Raw genomic sequence first — 22,116 nt, forward strand, 5'->3', positions numbered from 1 at the left:
TAAATATGATACACAACTTTTTATAAAAGAATAACTCATATAGATTTTACTCTTAAACTGATTTTATATAAATTTTTAGTATTGTAGTTACTAAAAAACTGCTTGATAAAAAATGCTAAAATTAATATAGATAGCTCTTTAGCTTATGCTAAGGTATTTGGTAATGATAAAAACAATATATTTAATCTATCTAAAAAGATTGATAGCTTAGATAAAAGCATTCATATACTAAAGCAATCTAATATAGAAATCAAAGAGTATACCAACTATTTAAAGCTACTTCAAAGTAAGAAAGAATTTCTATCAGATTTAATAGGGAAAAAAATAGAAAAAATAGTAAAAGATAAAAGCAATGATATAGATAAAGATAGCTTCATCTATAAAGAATATAAAAAAGTTCTAGATTTATTAGCTAAAGATAGTGTGATAAAAGTAAGAGAAAACTTCTCTTACTCAAAAGCAATAGAAGATAAAACTAATGATAAAGAGATTTATTTTGGGAGATGATTATATGAATTTATAAATAATTAATATACTGTTCCAAATCTAGTATCGCCATCTTCACTTAATACTTCATATTTGTTATTTGTATTTTGTTGATTTTTAACATTTGCTTCTCTAGCTGCTTCATTGATACTATTTACTGTATTAGAATATGCTTCTGTAAGCGTGGCACATCTACTAAAAAACACTCCAGCTATTAAAGCACTAGTTACTAAAATTTTTCATTTTATTCCTTTTATTGTTTAAATTAATGTTGCAACTTTGATTTAAAATTGTTGCGTGCGTAAATCGCCGCTACGGCTGAGATGATAACCGCTCCAAAAATTAAAAGCTTATTCATCGTTTGCTCCTTTTGCTTTTAATTCAGCATAACCAGCTAAAAGCATAACCTCTATACCTTCAACTATCGCTAAATATGCCAAGCTTCCGCCATCGCCAAACTTCAACGCAAAAGTACCATTTACAAAAATGCCTAGTCCAATGTTTCGTATCGTGCTAAAAATCAGTCTTAACATTTTTTGTATTTTGGCAAGCTAATCTAAATTTGACAATATCGCTTTTAAATAGCTATTTTGTGATTTTAGATCTATTCTAGATTAAAAAATGCTAGAATTTACAACGGAGCTAATGGTTTAAAAATATTATAATAAATAATTTAAATCAAATCTTATAAAATAAAATATACCCCTTACTTAAATAATTATTTAATATAGGATTTACATATAGTGTTTAACTAAAATATTAATAAATTTAGATAGAATTTATGAAAATTAAAAAGGATTAAAATGCATTGGCAAGATACGCAAATAGCGGTTGTGGAGTATGATGGTAGATTTTTTGCTTTGAATGGTTGGAATGATGAGTGCTTTGATAGGTGTTGGGAGTGCTCTAGCAATGATGGTAAGAGATTTGATAGCATTGTAGGCGATAAGACATATAAAATTTGGAATGATGAAAATGGGGTAAGGCTAGAGGCAAATTGCTTTGAAGCAAAAGAGGGCATTGAGTATATGTATAAGGTCTTAGTGCCATACTCTGGAGCGGCAAATAGCCTAAATGGCGAGATTTTGCGTGCGGTTTTATCTATTGATAATTGCGAAGCTAGAATGAGTGGAGCTATCAAATTTTTACAATCCCATATCGATGATGAATATACCCTAAAGCTTTTAAATCATATAAAAGATGGCGATAGAGTTAAATTCAGTGAGTTTAAAAGTAGGATTGAAAGCGATATTTATGCTAAATTTTTAGCGAATGAATTTGTAGATAATTTTGAGGATTTTGAGGATTTGGCAGATTAATTCTGCCAACTCTAAGACCAAGGCAAACTATTTTCTAACTCATTTAGGTCGCTTTGATATTTTGATTTTAGCGAGTTTATATAGTTCTGATTTTTACTCATTAGATCAGCCATTTGCAATTTAAGAGAGTTAATAAATTTAGTAATAAATGTCGCATTACCGCTAAATTCACTCTCAAATTCATAATAGCTAAGCTCATTTAAAATTCTCTCATTTATCTCACTTAATCTTGGATAATACAAGCTAAAAGCAACGGGGTCAGACTCATAGTCTTGGCTGCTTTTTTCGCACTTTTGAGCTATGAAATTCACGCTTAGTCTAATTGCGTTTTGGTAGTTAGCGCTAACTTTTATAAAAACTCTTTCAAAAAATAGCCCTAAATTCGCAAATTTAGCCAAAAATAGCGTCTCAATATGGCTTAAAAATAGAGAATAGACTTCGCTTGAGAATTTACGAATATCGGCAAAAAGTAGATCAGAGTGGAGTGGGTCTGATTTTCTAATGCTCTCATATTTGGCTTTATAGCGAAGTGTAAGCTCTTTTAACTCATCAAAGATTGATTGTAAATCGGCTAAAATTTCATTTTCAAATTCGCTTAAATCTCGTTTAAATTTCTTAAATATCTTAGCGAATTTATCATCATTATAGATGAGTTTGCCTAAGATTTCATCTCTATCTAGAGAGACTCTTTCATACTCTATCTTTTCAAAGCTATTTTTGCTTAAAAATCCGCTTTTTTCTTTGTAATAAGCTGATTTTTCATTTTTTAAAGCACTATTAATTTCGTTTGCTATTAAGGCTGCATTTTGCTTGATTGCTTCAAAAAATATCTCAAATTTGGCATTATAACTATCATTTAACTCGCTGAATTTAAGATTTGTTCTATCTTGAAATTTAGTAAAAATATCTGAAATTTCATCTAAAATATTTATAAAGCTTAAATTTTGATTTTGTGATGATAGGAGTATCTCTTGCGAAGTTGCTTTGATAAAATCTTCTTTTGTGTTAGCTATTTTATCTAGGAATTTAAAGACCGCTTCAAATCCGCTATCGCTGTTATTTTCTCTTTGGAGTTTGGCTGAGATAGCCTCAATAGAGCTAAAATAATTGCTATATGTGAGATTGGCGTGGGCTAAAACTCTAGTTATCTCATCGCTACTTAATTTATCTTTTTGGTTTAATAGGGCAATTGCGTTTTGTTTTAGGCCATTTGGGATGAGAGTTAGCTCATCTAGCTCACTTTTTCTAGCGGCATTATCGATTAAGCTAATCCAAATTAAAGCTACGGCCTCTTTTAATATCATTTTAGTCTCATTGGTATCGGCGTCGCTTCTTGAATTTAGCCCAGGAGTATCGATGAAGCTTATCTTTTTAAGTAGTTCATTTGGAGCGTAGATTGTGAGATTTTTGACATCTTTTAGGGCGTGGCGTTGATCTACAAAGGCGCTTAGCTCATCTATATTTTTATACTCATCTCTACCATCGTTGTGTAGAATTTTAAGCATATAATTTGGTGCGTATTTGATAAATGTAGGCTTAGCGGTTACTGGCACAACCCCAGTTGGTAATATATCAGCACCTAAAAGTGCGTTTAAAAAGCTTGATTTCCCGCTACTAAACTGCCCGACAATCGCTACAAGCGGAGGTTCGTGGCTTAGTAGGCTAAGGAAGTTTAATCTCTCGATTAGCTCCTTACTAGGGTGAAATTTAGGCTCACAAATAAAGGCACAAAATCTCTCAAATTCACCTAAAAATCCATCATCAAAGCTGATTTGATATACTCTTTTATACTCTTTTATAAACTCTTTTAGCATAGCTCTATCCTATTTTTGATCTCTTGGCATTGCGATATTTTGGTATCTATATCGGTTATTAATTGCTCTTTGTCTTTGATATTTTCAAAGGCTGATTTGGCTAGTTTGTTTATCTGTTCTTCTTTGGTTTGTAGATGCTCTCTCATAGCGTTTAACTCAAATTTAATACCATTTATATACTCGTTTGTACAAGCACTAGCTAGTTTGCTAAGTTGGTTTGGTAGATTTAAACTCACTATAAAATCATCAAAAATTTTGGTTAAATTAGCCCCTATAATCTCAATATTTTTATCACTTTTTATAGCTTTATTTACATCACTATTTAAAATTTCGTAGTTGATTTTAGGTAGATTTTGGTCTATATAACCCCTAATATCTGGCAGATTCAAATTCGCATTTTTCGCCCCAAGTTTTAGCTCTAAAATTTTATTAGCAGAGTCAATATCTTTGCTGATTTGTTGCTTAAAATCTCTGAAAAAATCTATAAAAGAGTCATTAAAACCACTCTCTATAATCACCCCAAGTCTAGCGATATCTAGCTTGATTTTTTTATTTGTGGCGTATTTGACATCGCTGATTACTCTATCTTTGATTTTAGCGCTTATGGCTTTTAGCGTTGCGTTGCTATTTTCGTTATCATAATTTAATCTTTTAAGTAGATTTTCAAGTTCGCTATTCATGCTATTTGTGGCACTGCTTATCTCATCTATCTCATTTTGGAGTGTTTTGACAAGCTCTTTGGCTGTGGAGGTATCTGAAGTTAGGGCTGTTTTTTGTGCTTTTAGATCATCTTCTATTAAATTTGCGATATTTAAAAGCTCTTTTTTGTAGTTATCGATAATTAGGGTTGCCTTTTTAGAATTTGAGCCAAAAAAGCTCTCATAAAGATAGCTTTTTAGTTCATCTATTCCGATATTTTTAATCGCTGAAATGGTAAAAAACTTCGTCTCATCAGCCAAGCTCTCATCAAAGCCACACTCACTAAGCTCGGTTTTTATGCTATTTTTGGTGTAGTTTAAAACCTCTTTTATATCATTTGGATTAAGCTTATCAATGTGAGTAAGAGCGATGATTAGGCCTGCGCTTTTACCATTTTTTAGAGTATTTACTATAAATGCCATATCTTTTTTTGTTGCGCTTTGACTAGCGTTCATTAGATGAAGTGTAAAATCGCTTTGACTCATATAATTAGCTGTTAAAATCTCACGCAATACCACCGCATCATCAAGGCCAGGGGTATCAACTATATCAATTCCATCTTTTAAAATATCTAATTTAATCCCCAAAATCACCTCTTTAACCATCTTGCTAATCTCATTAGAAGCTGTTGTGTAGGACTTTAACTCATCTATTGGGATGATTTTGTCTTGTATCTCTTGTGGTTCTAAATCCATCGATTTTAGCTCTTCGGGCGACCAGAAGCATACTTTGGCAAATTCATCTTCGCTATAGGTTAGAATGCTTAAATTCGCTGTTTCTGGGATATTTGAAGCACCCAAAATATTTTGATTCATCAGTGCGTTTAAAGTGCTACTTTTTCCAGCATTTATCACCCCAGTAACTGCTATTTTAAATTTAGAGTTATTAGCACTATCGTAGGCGTTAATCAGTCTTTGGCTAACTTCTTTAAATTCAAATTCGCTTAAAATTTGATGAATTTCATTTAGCGTGTGGAGATTTTTATGAAATGGCTGAGCTTTGGCGCTATCTACTTTAGTAAAATCAAGCTCAAGGCTATTTATAAACTCACTTATCAAAGAGTAGCCAGCAAAATCTATAATATCATTTTTAGCTATCTCATTTAATCCATTTAAAACCCCGTTTATATCTATTTGCAAGGCCTTTATAGCGTTTATTATGCCAATTTGACTAAGCTGGACGCTATACTCATTTAGACTTAAATTCGCCCTTGCAAAAATCCCTTTTAAACTCTCTAATCTAATTAGCCTATCATAATTTCTTGGTGTGATACAAAGGATTATCGCCGCTTCATCACTACTGAATTTACTTATATGATTTTCATCGACATATAGGGTTTTAATCCCCCAAATTTGCTCTAATATCTTAATCATTTTCTACCTTTTACTCTTAATATTAATGAAACCAAACCCAAAATCAAAGCTATGCTAAATATAATGATTGAAATTTGTGCCATATTAATTAGCTTTAAAGGCGGTATGAGATACCAGCCATCTTGATATAGCTCTATGAAATATGCTTGAATTGGGTCAAATTTAACATCAAGCGGCACTACTGGCATATCTAGTCCGCACTGACCTGTGGCTTTAAATATAGATGGCAAAATCTCATCCCACGCTATATTTAGCTCAAATATTGGCTTATCAAGGCAGCCTTTTACGCCAAATGGATTGGAGCTTAATATTGCTTTATGGATTGCATTTAGCTTTAAAGCCTCTAAAATTCCGCAAATTATGCCATATATAAATAGCAAAAAACCAGCCATAAATATCCAAATTTGCCTATAAAATATCAATATTAATATAGAAGCAAATCCCGAAATTATCATATAATACCTTATATACACGCATTGAACGCAAGGACGCATATAAAGGTAATTTTGTAAAATAAAATGCGCCACCGCTACACAAAAAAGCGTAAAAAAACCATTATAAAGCCATAATTTTCTGCCACTCATAATATACCCTTGGGTTGTTTTGGCTCTATTATAACCAAAACTTGCTATAATTTTGTAAATTTAAAAGGCTAGGGCGATTTGGATACCATAAAATATTTGCAATTTTATTTTGTTTTTGATAGGGTTGTAAGTGGATATGATGATATTTTTGTAGCTATTGAGTCTGAAATTTTAGCTAAATATCAGAGTTTAAAAGGCGAGTTTTACTTTGAATATGATGAGGCTAAAAGATTTTTAATGCGTCTTTCTAAGGGTGATAGAAAGAGATTTGTAGCTAGTAAATATCTATCTAGGTCGCTAAGTAGTGCTATAATAAATGAGCTTTTAAATAAAAATTTTATCAAAATTGAGCAATCAAAAGAGATTAAACCGCCTAAAATTCGCCATCAAAAGCTAAAAAAGGAGCTTAGAAGGTATCAAATTCAAGATAAAATTCACTTCACAAAACGATTTTATAGATTTTGGTTTAGATTTATTGAGCCAAATTTAAAACTGATAGAAAATAATCAAAATGATATGGTTATGGAGGAGATTCGGCGTGAGTTTGATCACTATTGCTCGCTTGAGTTTGAGCTAGCTTGTATTGAGCTTTTATCTAAGAGTTTAAATATTCCAAAAGAGCAGATCTCAAGCTATTGGGATAGGGAAAATGAGATTGATATATATGCTAATTATGATGGATTTACCATCGTAGCTGAAGCAAAGTATAAAGAGAGAAAAGTGTGTAAAAATATCTTAAATTTACTAATTCAAAAGTGCGAAAAATCCAAAATAAATTGGGATAAAATAGCGTTATTTTCAAAATCAGGCTTTAGCAATGAGCTTTTAGGGCTTAGAGATGATAGGGTGATTTTGTTTGGGCTTGATGATTTTAAGGATTTATATGAATGAGAAAACCAAAAATATAGAAGATGGGTTAAAAAGTCTAATAGAGCAGACTTATTTAATAGAAAAAGAGTATAAAATTTTAGGTGAGTCATATGCGAATTTACAAAAATTTACCCAAGGGATTGTAGAGAGCCTAGGTGCGTCATTGTGGGCGATTAGCTCAAGTGGGGAAGTGGTGCTTAGTAATGATAAGGCTAAGCAGATTATGGGAATTTTAGATGAAATTAATATCCAAAAAAGCACACAAGAGATTGAATTTCAAAATAGAGTTTATGCCATTAAAATTACTAATAGTATGCAAAATCAAATAATCCTAGCTACTGATATAACTGATGAGAAAAGATCAGCTAGACTAGTTTCTATGGGAGCTGTAGCGGCACATTTATCGCATGAAATTCGCAATCCCATAGGCTCAATTTCTTTGCTAACTAGCACTCTTTTAAAGCGAATTGATGACAAAAATCGCCCATTAATTGAAGAGATTCAAAAAGCCATTTATAGGGTTGAGAGGATTATTAAAGCCACGCTTTTATTTACCAAAGGCGTTCATATAAATTCTAATAAATTTGATCTAAGTAAACTAGAGATTATATGCCGTGAAGCTATCAATCAATATGCTTTTAGCAAGGATATTGAGTTTAAATTTAGCGGATTTGATGGGGAGATATGTGGAGATATTAATCTGCTTGATTTGGTATTTACTAATTTTATATTTAATGCTATTGATGCCATCGAAGAGAGCGATGATGAGAGTGGGATTGTGAGCTTAGAGCATAAATTTGAAGATGGTTTGCATAATTTTTATATTAGTGATAGCGGGGTTAATTTGCCTAGTGGAGCGATATTTGAGCCATTTAAGACTACAAAATTAAAAGGCAATGGTCTTGGCCTAGCCCTAAGCTTAGAGATCATAAACGCTCATAAAGGCTCTGTATCAGTCCAAAGTAGCCCTAAGCTTTTTACAATAACTCTGCCTTAAAATTATATTTTAAGTAAATTTAGTGTAAATTTAGCAAATTTAATTTACCAAAGGAATATTGATGATACAAACTTGCCTTTTCCCTGCTGCTGGGTATGGGACGAGATTTTTACCAGCGACTAAAAGCTTACCAAAAGAGATGCTCCCTATCCTTACTAAACCATTAATTCACTATGGTGTAGATGAAGCTAGAGAGGCCGGTATGAGTAATATGGCGTTTGTCACAGGTCGTGGCAAGAGAGCTTTAGAAGATTACTTTGATATAAGTTATGAGCTAGAGCATCAAATTTCAGGCACAAATAAAGAGTATATGCTAAATGACATTAGGCAGCTTATGGATCAATGCACATTTACCTTTACTCGCCAGATGTATATGAGAGGGCTAGGCGATGCTATTTATAGCGGAAAAAGGCTTGTTGGAGATGAGGCCTTTGGGGTGATTTTGGCTGATGATTTGTGTATCAATGAAGATGGCGAAAATGTAATGTCTCAAATGGTAAAAATATATGAGAAGTATCGTTGTAGTATCGTTGCTGTGATGGAAGTCTCTAAAGATAGCGTTAGCAGCTATGGAGTTGTCGATGGTAGATTTATAGAAGATGATCTAATAATGGTAAATGATATGATAGAAAAGCCAGACCCAAGCGATGCACCTACAAATTTGGCTATTATAGGTAGATATATTTTAACTCCAGATATTTTTGAGATTATAGAAAATACAAATCCAGGCAAAAATGGCGAAATTCAAATTACTGATGCACTTTTAAAACAGGCTCAAAATGGTATGGTTTTAGCATATAAATTCAAAGGTAGAAGATTTGATTGTGGTAGTGTAAGCGGATTTGTCGAAGCTACAAATTTCTTTTACGAGTATGAAAATGGTAGAAAATAGTCTTAAATTTCATAAGCAAAACATCAGCAGTATTAATAGCTACACAAGACGCATTAATGATGAGGTAAATGATGGCCAAATAGGCTATTATCACTTGCCAAGCTTTGAGATAGATGGATTAATACATGCGATTTCATCTATTAAGAATATGGATTTTGATAGTGTTGTGCTTGTGGGCGTTGGTGGTAGCTCACTTGGCGTTAAGGCTCTTTATGATATGCTAAATTTAAAAAAAGAGCTTATATTTTTAGATAATCTTGATCCATTTAGCATAGAGCAAAAATCAGCTAAAATCAACCCACAAAAATCGATTTTTATAATCTCTAGCAAATCAGGTACAACGATAGAGACTATATCGATATACAAATATATATTGGATAAATTTGATATTAAAGATTATAGCAATTTTATATTTATAACAGACCCAAATAGTCCGCTTGAAAATCACGCTAAAAAGATAAATGCTACGATATTTAATATACCAAAAAATGTAGGCGGTAGATTTAGTGTTCTTTCTGCGATTGGATTAGTTCCGCTTGGGCTTTGTGGTGCTGATATTAAAGCCTTGCTTGATGGGGCTAATAGCGTAAAAGAGCAGTATTTGCAAAATGGCGATGATACAATTTTACAAAAAGCTTATCACTACGCAACCCATAAGAGTGCTAAGATAAATGTTTTATTTAGTTATAGCGATAGATTGACTAGTTTTAATGAGTGGTATATTCAGCTATGGGCTGAGAGCTTGGGCAAAAAGCGTGGATATAAAAGGGTTGGCCTAACTCCAGTTGGTCTAGTAGGTAGTAAAGACCAGCACTCATTTTTACAGCTTATAATGGAAGGCATAAAGGATAAAACCGTAACATTTATAACCATAAAAGACCATGGAAGCGATATAGTGGTGCCAAATTTAAATTTAGATTTTTTAAGCGGATGTGATTTTGTAAATTCTAAACCGATTAGCGATGTATTTAATGCTCAAGCTCACTCAACCATGCAAGCCCTAGCCAGCGAGCTAATAAGCATTGATGAGATAGCTTTAGATAGGATAGATGAGTGGCATTGCGGGTGGCTTATATATTATTATGAGTTGCTTACTAGTGCTATAGGGGTTATGTTTGGTATTAATACCTATGATCAACCAGGAGTTGAAATGGGTAAGAGAATACTTAAAAAGCTTTTAGATGATGGTGATTAATAGATTAAAATTTATACTAAATAATAAAAATTATTATTTATTTTATTATATTTTAAGTTTTAACTCTGTATAATTACACAACTTAAACATAAAGGATTTAAAATGAAAAAAGTAGTAGAGCAGTTAAACCAACTTCAAGCTGACGCACACAGCTTATTTGTTACATTTCATGATTATCACTGGAATGTAAAGGGATTGCAATTTTTCTCAATTCATGAATATACAGAAAAAGAGTATGATGAGTTGGCTGAGCTTTTTGATGAGATGGCTGAAAGAGCTATCCAAATAGGTGGCAAAGCTATTACTAAAGCTGATGAGCTACTAAAAGTTGCTAAAGCACCAAAAATTAGCAAAGATAGCTATACACCAATAGAAGTTATAGAAGCCTTAAAAGCTGCATTTGAGTATCTAGTAGTTGAGTTTAAAAAGCTTGAAGATGTAGCTCAAAAAGCTGATGATAATACAACTGTAGCAATAGCTCAAGAGAACTATGCCAAATTAGAAAAGAAAATTTGGATGCTTAATGCGACTTTAGCATAATTAGATAAAGCGGCTTAAAAACCGCTTTATCTAATTAATTACTTCTTAAATGCTTCAATCTCTATATTTAGTTTGATCTCATCACCAAGTGCTACTGTGCTAGACTCTGGAGCGAAGTTAAAATCACTTCTTTTAATCTTGCCTTCTAGGCTAAATCCTACTATCTCAGCACCTTGTCTATTTTTACTTACTCCACCAAATTCATAATCAAGCACTACTGGTCTAGTAACATCTCTTATTGTTAAATCGCCTTTAATTTTGCCTTGGCCATCTCCACTATTTTCAAAACTTTTCATTATAAATTTGATTTGTGGGAATTTAGCAGTATCAAAGAAATCAGCCTTTTTAAGGTGTGCGTCACGACCTTCATTATTTGTATTGATTGAATCTACTTCGATTGTAGCTGTAAGATTAGATGGAATTTTATTAGTAATATCAAGCTCACCATTAAATTTGCTAAATGTCCCTGTAACATTGCTTACTTGAAGGTGTTTGATTTTAAAAGCTGTGCTAGAATGAACAGCATCAACGCTATAAACGGCTGCATTTGCTACGCTAAAAAGTAGGCCTAGAGCCGCAACTGAAGTTAGAATTTGTTTTTTCATATTTTCTCCTTTTGAGTTTGTAAAATGATTATAATTATCTAAAAATAACATATCTTAAATAATTGAAAATTAATTAAAAACTTTGTTTAATTTATTATTTAAATATATAGCAAATTCATCTATTTTAATATCTCTTGGCACACTATCTCTTTGCTTTTTGCCCCATAATGATTCAGGAAAAAACTCATCATCTTCAAATCTAGCTTGAATATGTATATGAACTCTAGGCACATAGTTAGCAAAACTCGCCCAATTGATTTTTGTAGGGTTATAGAACTCTATCATAGCCTTTTCGCACTCTAAAGCAGCATCAAATAGCCTTTTTCTAGTATTCTCATCGCAGTGGCTAATCTCTTTAAAATTGCTTTTTGTAAAGATTTTTATCCACGGCAAGGCATTTGGCTCGATCTCTATATATATAAAATCATCGCTATAAATCATCATTTAACCTTTATAAAATTTATCAAATTATACCAAATTTATGGCTATTTTATAGGAGTTTTGATAATATGGCGCCATCAAAATAGTAAGGTTAAATATGAAAAGCTGTATAGTGGTCTATGATGGGGTAAATCTTTTAAATTTTGCTAGAATTTATGATATTTTTGCTAGGTGTGGGATTGAGTTTGTGGTGGTTGGATTTAGGGGCGATGCGACTGATGAGATGGGGATTAGCCTTCCTATGCATCTAAGCTGTGAGTCCTTATACGGATATGATATTGTAGCTATCCCAGGTGGCAAGGGTGCTGAGATTTGGGCTGATGATTCTATATTTTTAAGCTGGATGAAAAGTAGCCAAGAGTCAAAATATATAATCTCACTAGATAATGGCGATAAGATTTTAGATGGAGCAGAGCTAAATGGGTATAAATTTAGCTCAGATGAGGCGATTTTAGAGTGGATAAAGAGCAAAGTATAATATCAAATTTCGCTAATAAATTAAATGGCGATGATGGTGCGGTTATTGGTAATGTAGTTTATAGCAAGGATATGTTTGTTGAAGATATTCACTTTAAATCACACTGGCTTAGCCCAAGGCAGATAGGCATAAAAGCAATGATGGTAAATTTAAGCGACGCAGTAGCTATGAATGCCACGCCAAGATATGCACTTTTGGGTCTTGGATTGCCTAGGAATTTAAGTAGCAAATATATTAAAGAGCTAAGCAATGGTTTAAAAGAAGCAGCGTCGCAGTTTGATACGCAAATCATCGGCGGCGATACAATCTCAAGTGATAAATTAATCATTAGCTTAACCATAATCTCATATCTTAACGCTAAAAATCCATTAAGCAGATATGGGGCAAAAGTAGGGGATATAGTGTGCTATACTGGGGATTTAGGCAGTTCGCTAAAGGGGCTTAGGACGCTTTTAAATAATGGCAAGATAGGGGCTAATTCTCGTTTTGTAAGACCAAATTTGAGATTTGAGTTTATTAAACGCAGTGCTAAATGGCTAAGGGCTGGTATGGATATTAGCGATGGATTGGCTAGTGATTTGGCTAAAATTACGCAAAATAGGGGAGTTAAATTTAATAAAAAGTTATCTAAAATCGAATTTATCAGCGCAGAAGAGTATGAGATGCTTATAGCGGTGCCACCTAGAAATATAAAAAGGGTGTTAAATCAAGCCAAAATGTGTAGAGTAAAGCTAAATTTACTAGGTAAAATTATAAACGAAAGGGCAAAATTCCATGGAAAATTCAGCCATTTTTAAGCCATTACTTACAACAACGCATACTCCTATCAATGCGTATTTTAGTAAAAATTCAAGCGATTTTGTGGTGCGTGAAATCCCATTATATGAGTATAGCGGTAGCGGAGAGCACTTAATAGTGCAAATTCAAAAAAAGGGATTAAGCACATTTGAGCTATTAAGCATTTTATCATCTGCTACAGGAGTAAGAATCAGAGATTTTGGTTATGCTGGGCTAAAAGATAAAGAGGGAATGACAACGCAGTTTATATCACTTCCAGCTAAATTTGAGAGTGCTATAGCGAATTTCTCTTATGATAATATTAAAATTTTAAATACTACTCGCCATAATAATAAGCTTAGAATTGGTCATTTGAAGGGTAATCACTTTTTTATTCGCCTTAAAAAAGTGCTTCCAAGCGAGGCTCAAAAGCTAAAAAATGCTATAAATTTGATTGATAGTCGTGGTTTTGCTAATTACTTTGGCTATCAAAGATTTGGTAAATTTGCTAATAATTATCAAAATGCTAAAGAGCTACTAACTGCTATGGCAAATGGGGATAAAAAAAATCTTAAAAAATATAATCCAAAGCTTAGAGATTTTTTAATTAGTGCGTATCAGGGTGAGCTTTTTAATCGCTATCTTAGCAAGCGTGTGGAGATTAGCCGATTTTGCGATAGTTTTAGCATTAAGGAGTTAGCTGAAATTTATAAATTTGATATGGATACAATCAAAGATTTAAAATCCCAAAAGCAGTTTTTTAAGCTAATTCGTGGCGAAGTGATGGGGCATTATCCATTTGGTAAGCTATTTTTGTGTGAAGATTTAAGCTGTGAAGTTGAGAAATTTATCCAAAGGGATCGCACTAGCTGTGGATTGCTTCTAGGCTCTAAAGCGTATGAGGCTAGTGGCGTGGCTATGCAGATTGAAAGAGATATTATAGGGACTGAGTTTATCAAATTTATGAATGGCTCAAGGAGGTTTAACTGGGTTTGGGCTGATGAGATGAGGTATAGCTACAATGAAGAAGAGGCTCAATTTAGCCTTAGTTTTACACTACAAAAGGGCTCTTATGCTACTACTTTATTGCGTGAGATTTTAGGTAGGGAGATATTTGATTTTGCGGATTTGTAGTTTAGAGCTACAAATCCAAATTTAATCTGTTTATTTAAAGCTTATTAATTTATTATTTAGCTTAACCGCACTATCTAAGATCTCATCAGATACTTGCTCGATATGGGTAGCAAGCTCAGTAAGCTCGGTGGCAGCGGTGCTGACCTTTTGTATATTATTGCTTAGCATTGCCATTCTCTCTTTGGCATCGTTTGATTTATCCTCTACGGTTTTAGTGGATTTAATACCAGAGTCTAGTGTGCTAATCGAATTTGCTATCTCATCTTTTAGATCAGCAGCTTTTTCTGAAGTGTTACTCATTGATAGATGAATATCATCCATTAGAGATTTATTGTTATTTACTTGTTGGACGATTGTTTGGACCGTGATATTAATATCGCCTAGAGATTTACTAGTCTTTTCAGCCAAGGCACGAACTTCATCAGCCACCACAGCAAATCCTCTACCATGCTCTCCAGCACGAGCAGCTTCTATAGCGGCATTTAGGGCTAGTAGATTTGTCTGATCGGCAATATCTTTAATCTGGTTAGTAACGCCATATATAGTATCTGCACTTTGGACTAGTTGATCCATATTAGCTACTATTTCATTCTCTTGTTGGCTACTTACTTCTATTAATTTTATTAACTCTAAAAGAGTTTGCTCTGCTGTATTCATCAGAGTTTTTAGATCTTGCATATTTATAGTAGCGTCATTGGCAAGTTGTCTATTTAAATTTATAGCCTCATTTAGCAAGATTGTGATTTTTTGGACACTTGCTACTTGCTCGTGTTGATGAAGTGAGTTATCTTTTAGTTTATGTGCGTTTTGTTGTAAGGCAATTGAGTTTTTATGGCTACTATTTGAGCTATCAATTGCTTCTAGTATTGAGTTTTGGACTATTTGGATAAATTTATTTATATATCCAGCACTTGTGGCTAGCTCACTTTTTGGATCTATTTTTAATCTAGAGCTAAGATTTGCTTTGTTACTTGCTAAATTTGAGCTTAATATCTCTAAATTTCCAATAGGGATTACCACCTTAACAAGGGTTAGCCATATAAATAGAGCAAAGATAATCAAAGTTATACCAAATACCGCAATTGCGATATAGAGTTGGTTTTTATTGCTTTGCTCTATCTGATTTGAGATGATTGTCTCAAATTTAGTTAATTTATTACTCAAATCTTGACTAAGATATAAAGTAGAGTTATTTTGCATTACATTAATCTGACTCATCATCATATTAAAGTGCTTTTTAAAGAGATTTAATAGCTCATTATCTCCAATTTGAGCTTTATTAATCACGCTTACAAGCTCATTAAGCATATTTATCACATCTTTGGCTAGGATATTTTGAGTTGATACAATTGCCAAGATTTGATCCATTGCTTCTAGAAGTGCTAGGTTATTTGGTGTTGGGTTTGCTACTACTAGTTTATCTATTTCATGGCTTAGAGTAAATAGATATGATTTTGAGTTTATAGCAATTGAATTTGCGGATTTAAATCTCTCTAGTTGCTCTTGCTTAGCATAAAATGATGAAGATATGGAGTTTATCATATTTTTATCTACATCTAAGGCGGCTAATTCATTTAGAGTATTTTTAAATTTACTGCTATAAATCACGCTTTGATCGTAATTGATAAAGTTAAATTTAGTCTTAAATACCTCATCAATCTTTAGGTCATAAACTTGCAAATGTTGCGTAACCATCGCTATTTTTTCATTCTTTTGAGTTGATTTGTAATTATTAAATATAAACGCCAAAAGAATAAATATAAATACCAAAACAAGCACAGTAAGTGCTATAAACTGTTTTAAAAAACTGATTTTCTTAGAACTGCTCATTATATTCCCCCGTTAAACTCTCTAAAAATGCGACTATATCATCGACTGTTTGCTGGTCTAAAAATCTGCCTAATTGATAATATGCCATAAATTGCACACACGCATCAAGCGTAGGAACGCTACCATCGTGATAGTATGGAGCTGTTTTGGCTATATTTCTTAGGCTTGGGACTTTAAAGACCATCTTATCGGTTTCTTGCTTAGTTATTTCATAGCGACCTAGATTTTCTTGATTTGGATATGGCTCAAATATACCGATTTTTTGATACATAGTGCCACCTAGATTTTGCCCTTGATGGCACGCTATACATCCATTGTTTTTAAAGGCATTCCATCCTCTCTTGGCCGCGTCGCTAATGGCATTTTGATCGCCTTTTTGGTATCTATCAAATGGAGAGTTAGGAGTTATCAATGTCTTTTCAAATTCAGCTATAGCGTCTGTGATATTTTCCATATTTATTTCGCCATAAATATCATTAAATCTAGCTTTATAATCAGGATTTTGCTCTATTATTTTTATAACTTCAGCTTCATCTCTTAATCCCATCTCATTTGGATTAGTAAATGGACTTCTAGCTTGGTCAGCTAAATCCTTAGCTCGTCCATTCCAAAATTGAACGAAGTTAAATACCGCATTAAATGTAGTTGGAGAGTTAAATGGTTTATCTAGCACTCCGTGAATACCAGTTGAAAATACTTGATTATCCACGCCAAAACTCTTTATATCATGACAGGTATTACAAGAGACCTTGCCATCGGCTGATAGGCTAGTATCCATATAGAGTTTTTTGCCTAATATTGCTTTTTCTTTGTCATATGCAATGCTATCAGGAATAGGAGTAGCCATCTGATTTTGATCTATACTATTAGCACTGCATATTGTCAGAGCTGATAGGGCTAAGAGTATCGCTCTTTTCATTTATTCTCCTTAATATTTTCTACAAGATAAAAAATTTAAAGATATAATTATGCTATAAATTCTATTAAAAACTTATAAAATATTGTAAAATAAATTTAAATTGTAAATTTAAGCTATTTTTGGCTAGAATTACGCTTGGTGCGATGGATGGTCGCAAGGTAAAAGCCTTGAGGAAAGTCCGAGCTGCAATAAGACAGAGTTCCACCTAACGGGTGGCTGGGGTAACCCAAGGGAAAGTGCAACAGAAAGGAAACTACCGTTTAAGCGGTGATGGTGAAACGGTGGAGTAAGAGCCCACCAGTGCTAGTAGAGATATTAGTAGCTATGCAAACCCAACTCGCAGCAAGAAGGGGTGGTTTGGAGTCTTATATTCAACCCTTCGCTTGAATTTGGTTTAAAATCAAATCTAGATAAATGACCATCATAACAGAACTCGGCTTATAGTCGCACCATTTTAAATTTATTTGATTTAAAAATCATATTTTTTGGCTTTTTTGACCTTTTTTAGCTCTACTTCAAGCTCTTTTTGTCTATTTCTAAAAAGCTGGGTTGCACTCTTTAATAGCTCAGCTGTGCATTCTAGCTCTTCTGGGCTTAGCTTTGGTGGGTAGTTGTTTATTAGGTATTCTATCTTATCTAAATTTTCACTTACCAAAGCGGCTTTAAACTCATTAAGCCAATTCATTTTCGCCCTTTGTAGCATCTTTCCACGCTTCTAAAAGCTCTCTAGTTACATGAACGACTTCATCTAGTTTGTTTTGGTCATTGTCGATATTGGCCTCTGATATTAGCTGAATTTGCCTACTATATAGACCTTGTAGGTAGTGGCTGATTTGACCTTGACTCATATCAAGTGAGTTTATAAGCTCAAAAAATATGGCATTAGTCTTGTTTAAAAATAGCACCTTACTCTCTATATCTCCAGCGTCCATTGATTTTTTAGCTCGATATATAAAGCGTAAAATCCCCTCATATAGCATTGTAATTAGCTTTTGCGGGGAGTCAATCCCCATATTATTTTGATTATAGGCTGCGTATGCAGCATTAGATGATGCCATCTTAGCTCCTTTATTTATTAGCATTGGCAGCAGCCTCAATCATACTTTTTACGGTTTTACTTTGGTTTTCTAATTTTGCTATGATGCTATCATATTGAACCCATTTTTCAGCCATTTGAGTATATTTAGTATCTAGCTCTTTTTGTCTTCTCTCTTTGGTTTCAGTTAGGGATTTTTGAGAGCTAGTTAGGTTTTTTTCGTAGGCTGTGAGTGTGCCATTTTTGCCGATTAGACCAGTTAGCGTATCATTTAACTCTTTGAAAAATCCACCCACAATCTCAGTTTTGCCATCTAGCTTTTGCTCTTTTAGACCTAGTTTTTCTAAAAATGTTTTATCGCCTTTTATCTCTATATCTGTGCCACCAGAGCCTTTTATGACTAGTTTGCCATCTTTGTCAAATGATACTGATACATCGCTTAGATTTTTGGCATTTGCTATGGCTTTTAGTAGGGCGTTTTTCTTATCTTTTTCATTTCCAGTGCCATTAGTTCCGCTTGTGCTACTACTACCAGCGGTGTAATCTTTTGGGATATTTATATCTATCTCTACGCCATTGATGGTTAATTTACCTTTTATCTCATCATTCCATTCTACCTTTTTATCCCCTTTTAGGGTAACATTGGTAAATTTAGTCTCTGAGCTAAAGAAGTTTTTAAACTCACTAAATTTAGTATTTATCATATCACTTGCTACTGATGAGTCTAGTTTCAATATCCCATCTTTAGTAAGGGTTACGCCAAAATCAGCTAGGGATTTACCATCTTTGCTTAGTCCATTTATGGTTTTATTTAGCTCTGTTACTATCGATGTTATCTCTCTTACGCCTTGGAATGTCCCTGCTATTTTATTCTCGCTATCATATTTAGTAGCTTCGTTTATATTATTTATTATGGAGTTATAGGATTCTACCATTGATTTTAGGTCTTCTAGTATCCCTTCTGTGCTTTGAGTGATGGATACATTAGTATTCTCATCTGGTTTATCAACCTTATTTAGAGTTAAGCTAACGCCTAAAATCAGATCTTCAACTTTATTTGAGCTTCTGGTTATATCTATGCCATTATATTGGAATTTAGCATCTTGAGCTTTTAGGATTTGGGTGCCGGCGTTTTTCTTTTGATCATCGCTTAATTGGCTAGGGTCTTTTAGGGTTAATCTATTAATCTCGTTACCATAGCTATCTTTTGTTGTTGTTCCGCCAGTATTACTTGCCTTATCAAAATAAAATCCCAAAGCCTCTAGCGTAGTATCTGAGCTAGTATTACCACTACCAGCTGGTTTTGTAATACTATAAAATTCAATCTTATTTGCCTCTCCGGTTTCAGCTGATTGGATAATTAATCTATATGGCTCATTACCACCTACATTTAGGATTTTGGCTTGGACTTTTTTATCCGTGGATTCATTTATCTTTTCAGCTAATTGCTCTAAAGTGGTAGTGGAATCAGCATTAATCACATAATCCTTACCACCAATACTAATCCCAAAGCTCACATCTTGACTAAAGACGCTATCTGTTCTTGACCCAAAGGTCTTAGACTGAAATGAGTCTTGACTAGCTAGTTGCTGGACGCTTAAATTCATAGTTTGCTCAGCTACGCCAGTGCTTGCTGATACGGTTACGCTACCACTTCCTGTAGCTTTGGTATCTCGCTTTAGATAGGTATTATCGCCAGTTAAATTTGAGACACTACTTTTAAAGGTATTAAGTAGCGTTGTAATTGCGGTTAGATCTTTTTGTTTAGTTAGATTGCTTTGGATCTCTTTCTCTAAAGGCTTGATTAGAGCCTTGGTATCTGCTTCTTTTAGTTTATCTATAGTATCCCAGCTTAGGACATTACCACTACCTAAGCCTAGTTGTGATTTTTCAGTATTTATTGCCATTTTTATTCCTTTTTATCAAATATCATACCGATTATATCTTTGAAGTGTTCTGTAAGCTTCATCGCTTGTTCGGTTGGAATTTTGCGGATTATAGTGCCAGTATCTTTCTCCATAACATTTATAAACATACTATCGATCTTATCATTATAGCCAAATCTAATATTTGTGCTAAGTAAGCTAAGGTTGTCATTAGCTTGAGATAGAATATTTTGAATTTGCTCGTTTGTTAGATGCTCATTAGTGCCATTTTGTGAATTTTGGTTTTGCTGTGAATTTGAGTTTTCTACCGCTGTAGATTGCGTATTTAATCTTTGAGTTGCGTTTGTAGCGTTAGACATATCCATTTGTTGCTGTTGTGCGGCTACTTTGAAAATTTCCATTTGGCATCCTTTTAAATAAAATTAAATCAGTTTGATTAAGCATTAAATCGGCTTAAATAGAATAAAAATTTATAGTATGCCTATATATTTAGGCATATCTAAAGCAAATTTTATACCAAATTTATAGATATTTTGATAATATTTATCCCAATTAAAGGAGTATAAGTATGAGAGTTTGTATAGATTGTGAATGTCTGCTTTTGGCTGAGAGTTTAAGACTATTTTTAGGTTCTAGTGCGACAACTAGAAAAGATTGTGATTTTATAGTAAGCGATAGGGCAACCAAAGGGAGTAAGCCAGTCTTTGTAATAGATAGTAATTCGCCATATCTTAAGGTTCCTTTTAACAAAGAAACACTACTAAATACTCTAGGGGAATTCTACTCAGCTATGCAAATTAGTGGCAAAATTCAGTCAAGTGAGCTTACTAGTTTGGAGCGTAGAGTAGGCGATTTGGTGGATAAATTTAAATCTGATTTGATACGAATAATAAAAGATGAGTATGAAAAATAATCTATTTGCGACTATTTCAAGCGGTAAATATAAGGGCAAGAGACTGAATTTACCATCTCTAGCTACCACTAGAAGCACCAAATCAATAGTAAAAGAGTCAGTATTTAATAGCTTACAAAATGATATTTATAACTCTGTGTTTATAGAGCTATTTGGTGGTAGCGGATTGATGGCAGCAACTGCAGTTAGCAACTATGCTAAAAAGGGCTATGCCATAGAGCTTGATAAACTAGCATTTAATAGCTTAAAATCCAATTATGATAAGATCGGCGATAGCGATTTAATAGCACTTTATGGTGATACATTTAAGCTAACTCCTAAGATAGTTGATGAGAATATAACGCAAAAAATCATACTCTATGTGGATCCGCCATTTGATATTAGAGATGGTTTTGATGGGATATATGATAGGATTTATGGGCTACTAGCTCAACTAAAGGGGGATATAGTGGTGATAGAGCATATATCTAGCCATAATGCTTTAGATAAAATAGGCGAACTAACCCTATATAAAAGCCGTAAATTTGGCAATACAAGCTTGAGTTACTATACAAAATGTATTTCGTAAAAGAGTGCTATAGCCACGAGCAAGATATTAAAAAATCAAATTTTGCTAGTTATATCTGTCCTTTTAGCGAATTTGAAGAGCTAAAATCTAGGCTAAAAGATGAAAATCCAAAGGCAGCACACATAGTCTGGGCGTATCGCTACTATAATAAATATTTTCAAATTGTAGAAAACTCCAGCGATGATGGAGAGCCAAAAGGAAGCTCTGGGCCACCTTGCTTAGATGCTTTGCGTGGGGCGAATTTGATTGATACGGCTGTGATAGTGGTGCGATATTTTGGCGGAGTAAAGCTTGGGGTTGGGGGCTTGGTTAGAGCGTATGGGAGTAGTTCAAACCTAGCTATAAACAAGGCTCAATTAATAAAATATGTAAGTCGCAATATAGCTAGTTTATTTGTGCCATTTTCGCTACTTTCTAGGTTTGATTACTATGATGATAAGAATGGATTAAACGCAGATAAAAGCTATAGCCAATCTGGGTGCGTGTATGAGTTTAATCTAAGCTTAGATGAGTTTGCGAATTTACATAAATTTGTGCTTGGCTATGAGATGGCTGGAGTGGAGTATTATGCTGTGCCATTAGAGGCTAAAAATTTGTTTATTAAAATCTGAGCGATAGCTCAGATTTTATAAAACAAATTTGAAGCAAATAGGGTAACCCTACGGAGTAGGGACTTTATGTGGGTCAAGGGAGCGTAGCTCTTTGTCGCAAAGGTCGGCTTTGCTGACCTGCGAAGTTAATATTTTAAGTGGAAAGGGGG

General features: G+C 33.6%; 26 protein-coding genes and 1 other RNA gene. 14 read left to right on the plus strand and 13 right to left on the minus strand.

The window, feature by feature from the left end; translation table 11 throughout:
- The first annotated feature begins 102 nt into the window (after positions 1–102).
- Complete coding sequence (locus CSUIS19072_RS07295; RefSeq protein WP_086236501.1) at positions 103–507, plus strand: hypothetical protein; 405 nt, start codon at positions 103–105, stop codon at positions 505–507.
- A gap of 20 nt (positions 508–527) precedes the next feature.
- Here CSUIS19072_RS07295 and CSUIS19072_RS07300 read toward each other — a convergent pair whose 3' ends face one another.
- Positions 528–692, minus strand: a complete 165-nt coding sequence (locus CSUIS19072_RS07300) for a hypothetical protein (RefSeq protein ID WP_180380036.1) — start codon at positions 690–692, stop codon at positions 528–530.
- Positions 693–836: 144 nt separating this feature from the next.
- On the minus strand, positions 837–1,019 hold the full coding sequence (locus tag CSUIS19072_RS07305) for a hypothetical protein (RefSeq protein ID WP_086236502.1): 183 nt from the start codon (positions 1,017–1,019) through the stop codon (positions 837–839).
- A gap of 270 nt (positions 1,020–1,289) precedes the next feature.
- Here CSUIS19072_RS07305 and CSUIS19072_RS07310 point away from each other — a divergent pair, with 270 nt between their 5' ends.
- Entirely contained in the window at positions 1,290–1,805 is a 516-nt protein-coding gene (locus tag CSUIS19072_RS07310) for a hypothetical protein (RefSeq protein ID WP_086236503.1), read from the plus strand.
- Between the two features lie 11 nt (positions 1,806–1,816).
- Here the strand turns inward: CSUIS19072_RS07310 and CSUIS19072_RS07315 are convergent, their stop codons facing one another.
- Genes CSUIS19072_RS07315 through CSUIS19072_RS07325 form a run of 3 tightly spaced genes read right to left on the minus strand, consistent with a single transcriptional unit; the run spans position 1,817 to position 6,275 of the window.
- On the minus strand, positions 1,817–3,619 hold the full coding sequence (locus tag CSUIS19072_RS07315) for a dynamin family protein (RefSeq protein WP_086292827.1): 1,803 nt from the start codon (positions 3,617–3,619) through the stop codon (positions 1,817–1,819).
- Positions 3,613–5,691, minus strand: a complete 2,079-nt coding sequence (locus CSUIS19072_RS07320) for a dynamin family protein (RefSeq protein WP_086292824.1) — start codon at positions 5,689–5,691, stop codon at positions 3,613–3,615. Before CSUIS19072_RS07320 ends, CSUIS19072_RS07315 begins: the two co-directional genes overlap by 7 nt.
- Positions 5,688–6,275 carry a disulfide bond formation protein B gene (locus tag CSUIS19072_RS07325; RefSeq protein WP_086236506.1) on the minus strand — a complete coding sequence of 196 codons (588 nt, stop codon included), beginning with the start codon at positions 6,273–6,275 and terminating at the stop codon, positions 5,688–5,690. The genes CSUIS19072_RS07320 and CSUIS19072_RS07325 overlap by 4 nt, the downstream gene beginning before the upstream one ends.
- A gap of 78 nt (positions 6,276–6,353) precedes the next feature.
- On the opposite strand from CSUIS19072_RS07325, the gene CSUIS19072_RS07330 reads away from it, so the two are divergent.
- The 5 genes from CSUIS19072_RS07330 to CSUIS19072_RS07350 all read left to right on the plus strand — a co-directional run bounded on the left by CSUIS19072_RS07330 (position 6,354) and on the right by CSUIS19072_RS07350 (position 10,769).
- Positions 6,354–7,166 carry a DUF234 domain-containing protein gene (locus CSUIS19072_RS07330; RefSeq protein WP_236847902.1) on the plus strand — a complete coding sequence of 271 codons (813 nt, stop codon included), beginning with the start codon at positions 6,354–6,356 and terminating at the stop codon, positions 7,164–7,166.
- Entirely contained in the window at positions 7,159–8,142 is a 984-nt protein-coding gene (locus CSUIS19072_RS07335; RefSeq protein ID WP_086236507.1) for a sensor histidine kinase, read from the plus strand. Before CSUIS19072_RS07330 ends, CSUIS19072_RS07335 begins: the two co-directional genes overlap by 8 nt.
- A gap of 61 nt (positions 8,143–8,203) precedes the next feature.
- Positions 8,204–9,034 carry a UTP--glucose-1-phosphate uridylyltransferase GalU gene (gene galU, locus CSUIS19072_RS07340; RefSeq protein ID WP_086292822.1) on the plus strand — a complete coding sequence of 277 codons (831 nt, stop codon included), beginning with the start codon at positions 8,204–8,206 and terminating at the stop codon, positions 9,032–9,034.
- Positions 9,021–10,229 carry a glucose-6-phosphate isomerase gene (locus CSUIS19072_RS07345; RefSeq protein ID WP_086236930.1) on the plus strand — a complete coding sequence of 403 codons (1,209 nt, stop codon included), beginning with the start codon at positions 9,021–9,023 and terminating at the stop codon, positions 10,227–10,229. The genes galU and CSUIS19072_RS07345 overlap by 14 nt, the downstream gene beginning before the upstream one ends.
- Positions 10,230–10,331: 102 nt before the next feature.
- A complete protein-coding gene (locus CSUIS19072_RS07350) occupies positions 10,332–10,769 on the plus strand; it encodes a Dps family protein (protein ID WP_086236509.1) in 438 nt (145 codons plus the stop codon).
- A 38-nt stretch (positions 10,770–10,807) separates the two neighbouring features.
- Here the strand turns inward: CSUIS19072_RS07350 and CSUIS19072_RS07355 are convergent, their stop codons facing one another.
- Together CSUIS19072_RS07355 and CSUIS19072_RS07360 are read right to left on the minus strand one after the other, a co-directional pair.
- Positions 10,808–11,374 carry a YceI family protein gene (locus CSUIS19072_RS07355; RefSeq protein WP_086242612.1) on the minus strand — a complete coding sequence of 189 codons (567 nt, stop codon included), beginning with the start codon at positions 11,372–11,374 and terminating at the stop codon, positions 10,808–10,810.
- Between the two features lie 69 nt (positions 11,375–11,443).
- Positions 11,444–11,815, minus strand: a complete 372-nt coding sequence (locus tag CSUIS19072_RS07360) for an HIT family protein (RefSeq protein ID WP_086236511.1) — start codon at positions 11,813–11,815, stop codon at positions 11,444–11,446.
- Between the two features lie 97 nt (positions 11,816–11,912).
- Here CSUIS19072_RS07360 and CSUIS19072_RS07365 point away from each other — a divergent pair, with 97 nt between their 5' ends.
- From CSUIS19072_RS07365 to truD, 3 genes are read left to right on the plus strand one after another with little or no spacing between them, the layout of a single operon-like run.
- On the plus strand, positions 11,913–12,293 hold the full coding sequence (locus CSUIS19072_RS07365) for a DJ-1/PfpI family protein (protein ID WP_086242613.1): 381 nt from the start codon (positions 11,913–11,915) through the stop codon (positions 12,291–12,293).
- The gene (locus CSUIS19072_RS07370; RefSeq protein WP_086242614.1) at positions 12,272–13,090 is read left to right on the plus strand and encodes a thiamine-phosphate kinase; all 819 of its coding nucleotides are present in this window, start codon (positions 12,272–12,274) and stop codon (positions 13,088–13,090) included. The genes CSUIS19072_RS07365 and CSUIS19072_RS07370 overlap by 22 nt, the downstream gene beginning before the upstream one ends.
- Positions 13,068–14,204: a tRNA pseudouridine(13) synthase TruD gene (gene truD, locus CSUIS19072_RS07375; protein WP_086292820.1), complete on the plus strand. Its 1,137-nt coding sequence runs from the start codon at positions 13,068–13,070 to the stop codon at positions 14,202–14,204. The genes CSUIS19072_RS07370 and truD overlap by 23 nt, the downstream gene beginning before the upstream one ends.
- A gap of 30 nt (positions 14,205–14,234) precedes the next feature.
- Here truD and CSUIS19072_RS07380 read toward each other — a convergent pair whose 3' ends face one another.
- Together CSUIS19072_RS07380 and CSUIS19072_RS07385 are read right to left on the minus strand one after the other, a co-directional pair.
- A complete protein-coding gene (locus CSUIS19072_RS07380) occupies positions 14,235–16,034 on the minus strand; it encodes a methyl-accepting chemotaxis protein (RefSeq protein WP_086292818.1) in 1,800 nt (599 codons plus the stop codon).
- Positions 16,021–16,953 (minus strand): cytochrome-c peroxidase, encoded by a 933-nt coding sequence (locus CSUIS19072_RS07385; RefSeq protein ID WP_086292816.1) that lies wholly within the window; start codon positions 16,951–16,953, stop codon positions 16,021–16,023. The genes CSUIS19072_RS07380 and CSUIS19072_RS07385 overlap by 14 nt, the downstream gene beginning before the upstream one ends.
- A 135-nt stretch (positions 16,954–17,088) precedes the next feature.
- On the opposite strand from CSUIS19072_RS07385, the gene rnpB reads away from it, so the two are divergent.
- Positions 17,089–17,410, plus strand: an RNA gene (rnpB, locus tag CSUIS19072_RS07390) — RNase P RNA component class A.
- A 12-nt stretch (positions 17,411–17,422) separates the two neighbouring features.
- On the opposite strand, the gene CSUIS19072_RS07395 is transcribed toward rnpB, so the two are convergent.
- From CSUIS19072_RS07395 to CSUIS19072_RS07410, 4 genes are read right to left on the minus strand one after another with little or no spacing between them, the layout of a single operon-like run.
- Positions 17,423–17,638, minus strand: a complete 216-nt coding sequence (locus CSUIS19072_RS07395) for a hypothetical protein (protein WP_180379411.1) — start codon at positions 17,636–17,638, stop codon at positions 17,423–17,425.
- Positions 17,625–18,011 (minus strand): flagellar export chaperone FliS, encoded by a 387-nt coding sequence (fliS, locus tag CSUIS19072_RS07400; RefSeq protein WP_086236931.1) that lies wholly within the window; start codon positions 18,009–18,011, stop codon positions 17,625–17,627. The genes CSUIS19072_RS07395 and fliS overlap by 14 nt, the downstream gene beginning before the upstream one ends.
- Before the next feature lie 10 nt (positions 18,012–18,021).
- Positions 18,022–19,896 (minus strand): flagellar filament capping protein FliD, encoded by a 1,875-nt coding sequence (gene fliD, locus CSUIS19072_RS07405; RefSeq protein WP_086292814.1) that lies wholly within the window; start codon positions 19,894–19,896, stop codon positions 18,022–18,024.
- A 2-nt stretch (positions 19,897–19,898) separates the two neighbouring features.
- Positions 19,899–20,276 carry a flagellar protein FlaG gene (locus tag CSUIS19072_RS07410; protein ID WP_086292812.1) on the minus strand — a complete coding sequence of 126 codons (378 nt, stop codon included), beginning with the start codon at positions 20,274–20,276 and terminating at the stop codon, positions 19,899–19,901.
- A gap of 167 nt (positions 20,277–20,443) precedes the next feature.
- Here CSUIS19072_RS07410 and CSUIS19072_RS07415 point away from each other — a divergent pair, with 167 nt between their 5' ends.
- From CSUIS19072_RS07415 to CSUIS19072_RS07425, 3 genes are read left to right on the plus strand one after another with little or no spacing between them, the layout of a single operon-like run.
- A complete protein-coding gene (locus tag CSUIS19072_RS07415) occupies positions 20,444–20,788 on the plus strand; it encodes an ornithine carbamoyltransferase (protein WP_086292810.1) in 345 nt (114 codons plus the stop codon).
- Positions 20,778–21,356, plus strand: a complete 579-nt coding sequence (gene rsmD, locus CSUIS19072_RS07420) for a 16S rRNA (guanine(966)-N(2))-methyltransferase RsmD (protein WP_236845330.1) — start codon at positions 20,778–20,780, stop codon at positions 21,354–21,356. The genes CSUIS19072_RS07415 and rsmD overlap by 11 nt, the downstream gene beginning before the upstream one ends.
- The gene (locus CSUIS19072_RS07425) at positions 21,344–21,967 is read left to right on the plus strand and encodes a YigZ family protein (protein ID WP_086292808.1); all 624 of its coding nucleotides are present in this window, start codon (positions 21,344–21,346) and stop codon (positions 21,965–21,967) included. The genes rsmD and CSUIS19072_RS07425 overlap by 13 nt, the downstream gene beginning before the upstream one ends.
- Positions 21,968–22,116 lie beyond the last annotated feature (149 nt).

The sequence above is a fragment of the Campylobacter sp. RM19072 genome, assembly GCF_024723485.1.
In the GTDB taxonomy this organism is placed as follows: Bacteria; Campylobacterota; Campylobacteria; order Campylobacterales; family Campylobacteraceae; genus Campylobacter; species Campylobacter porcelli.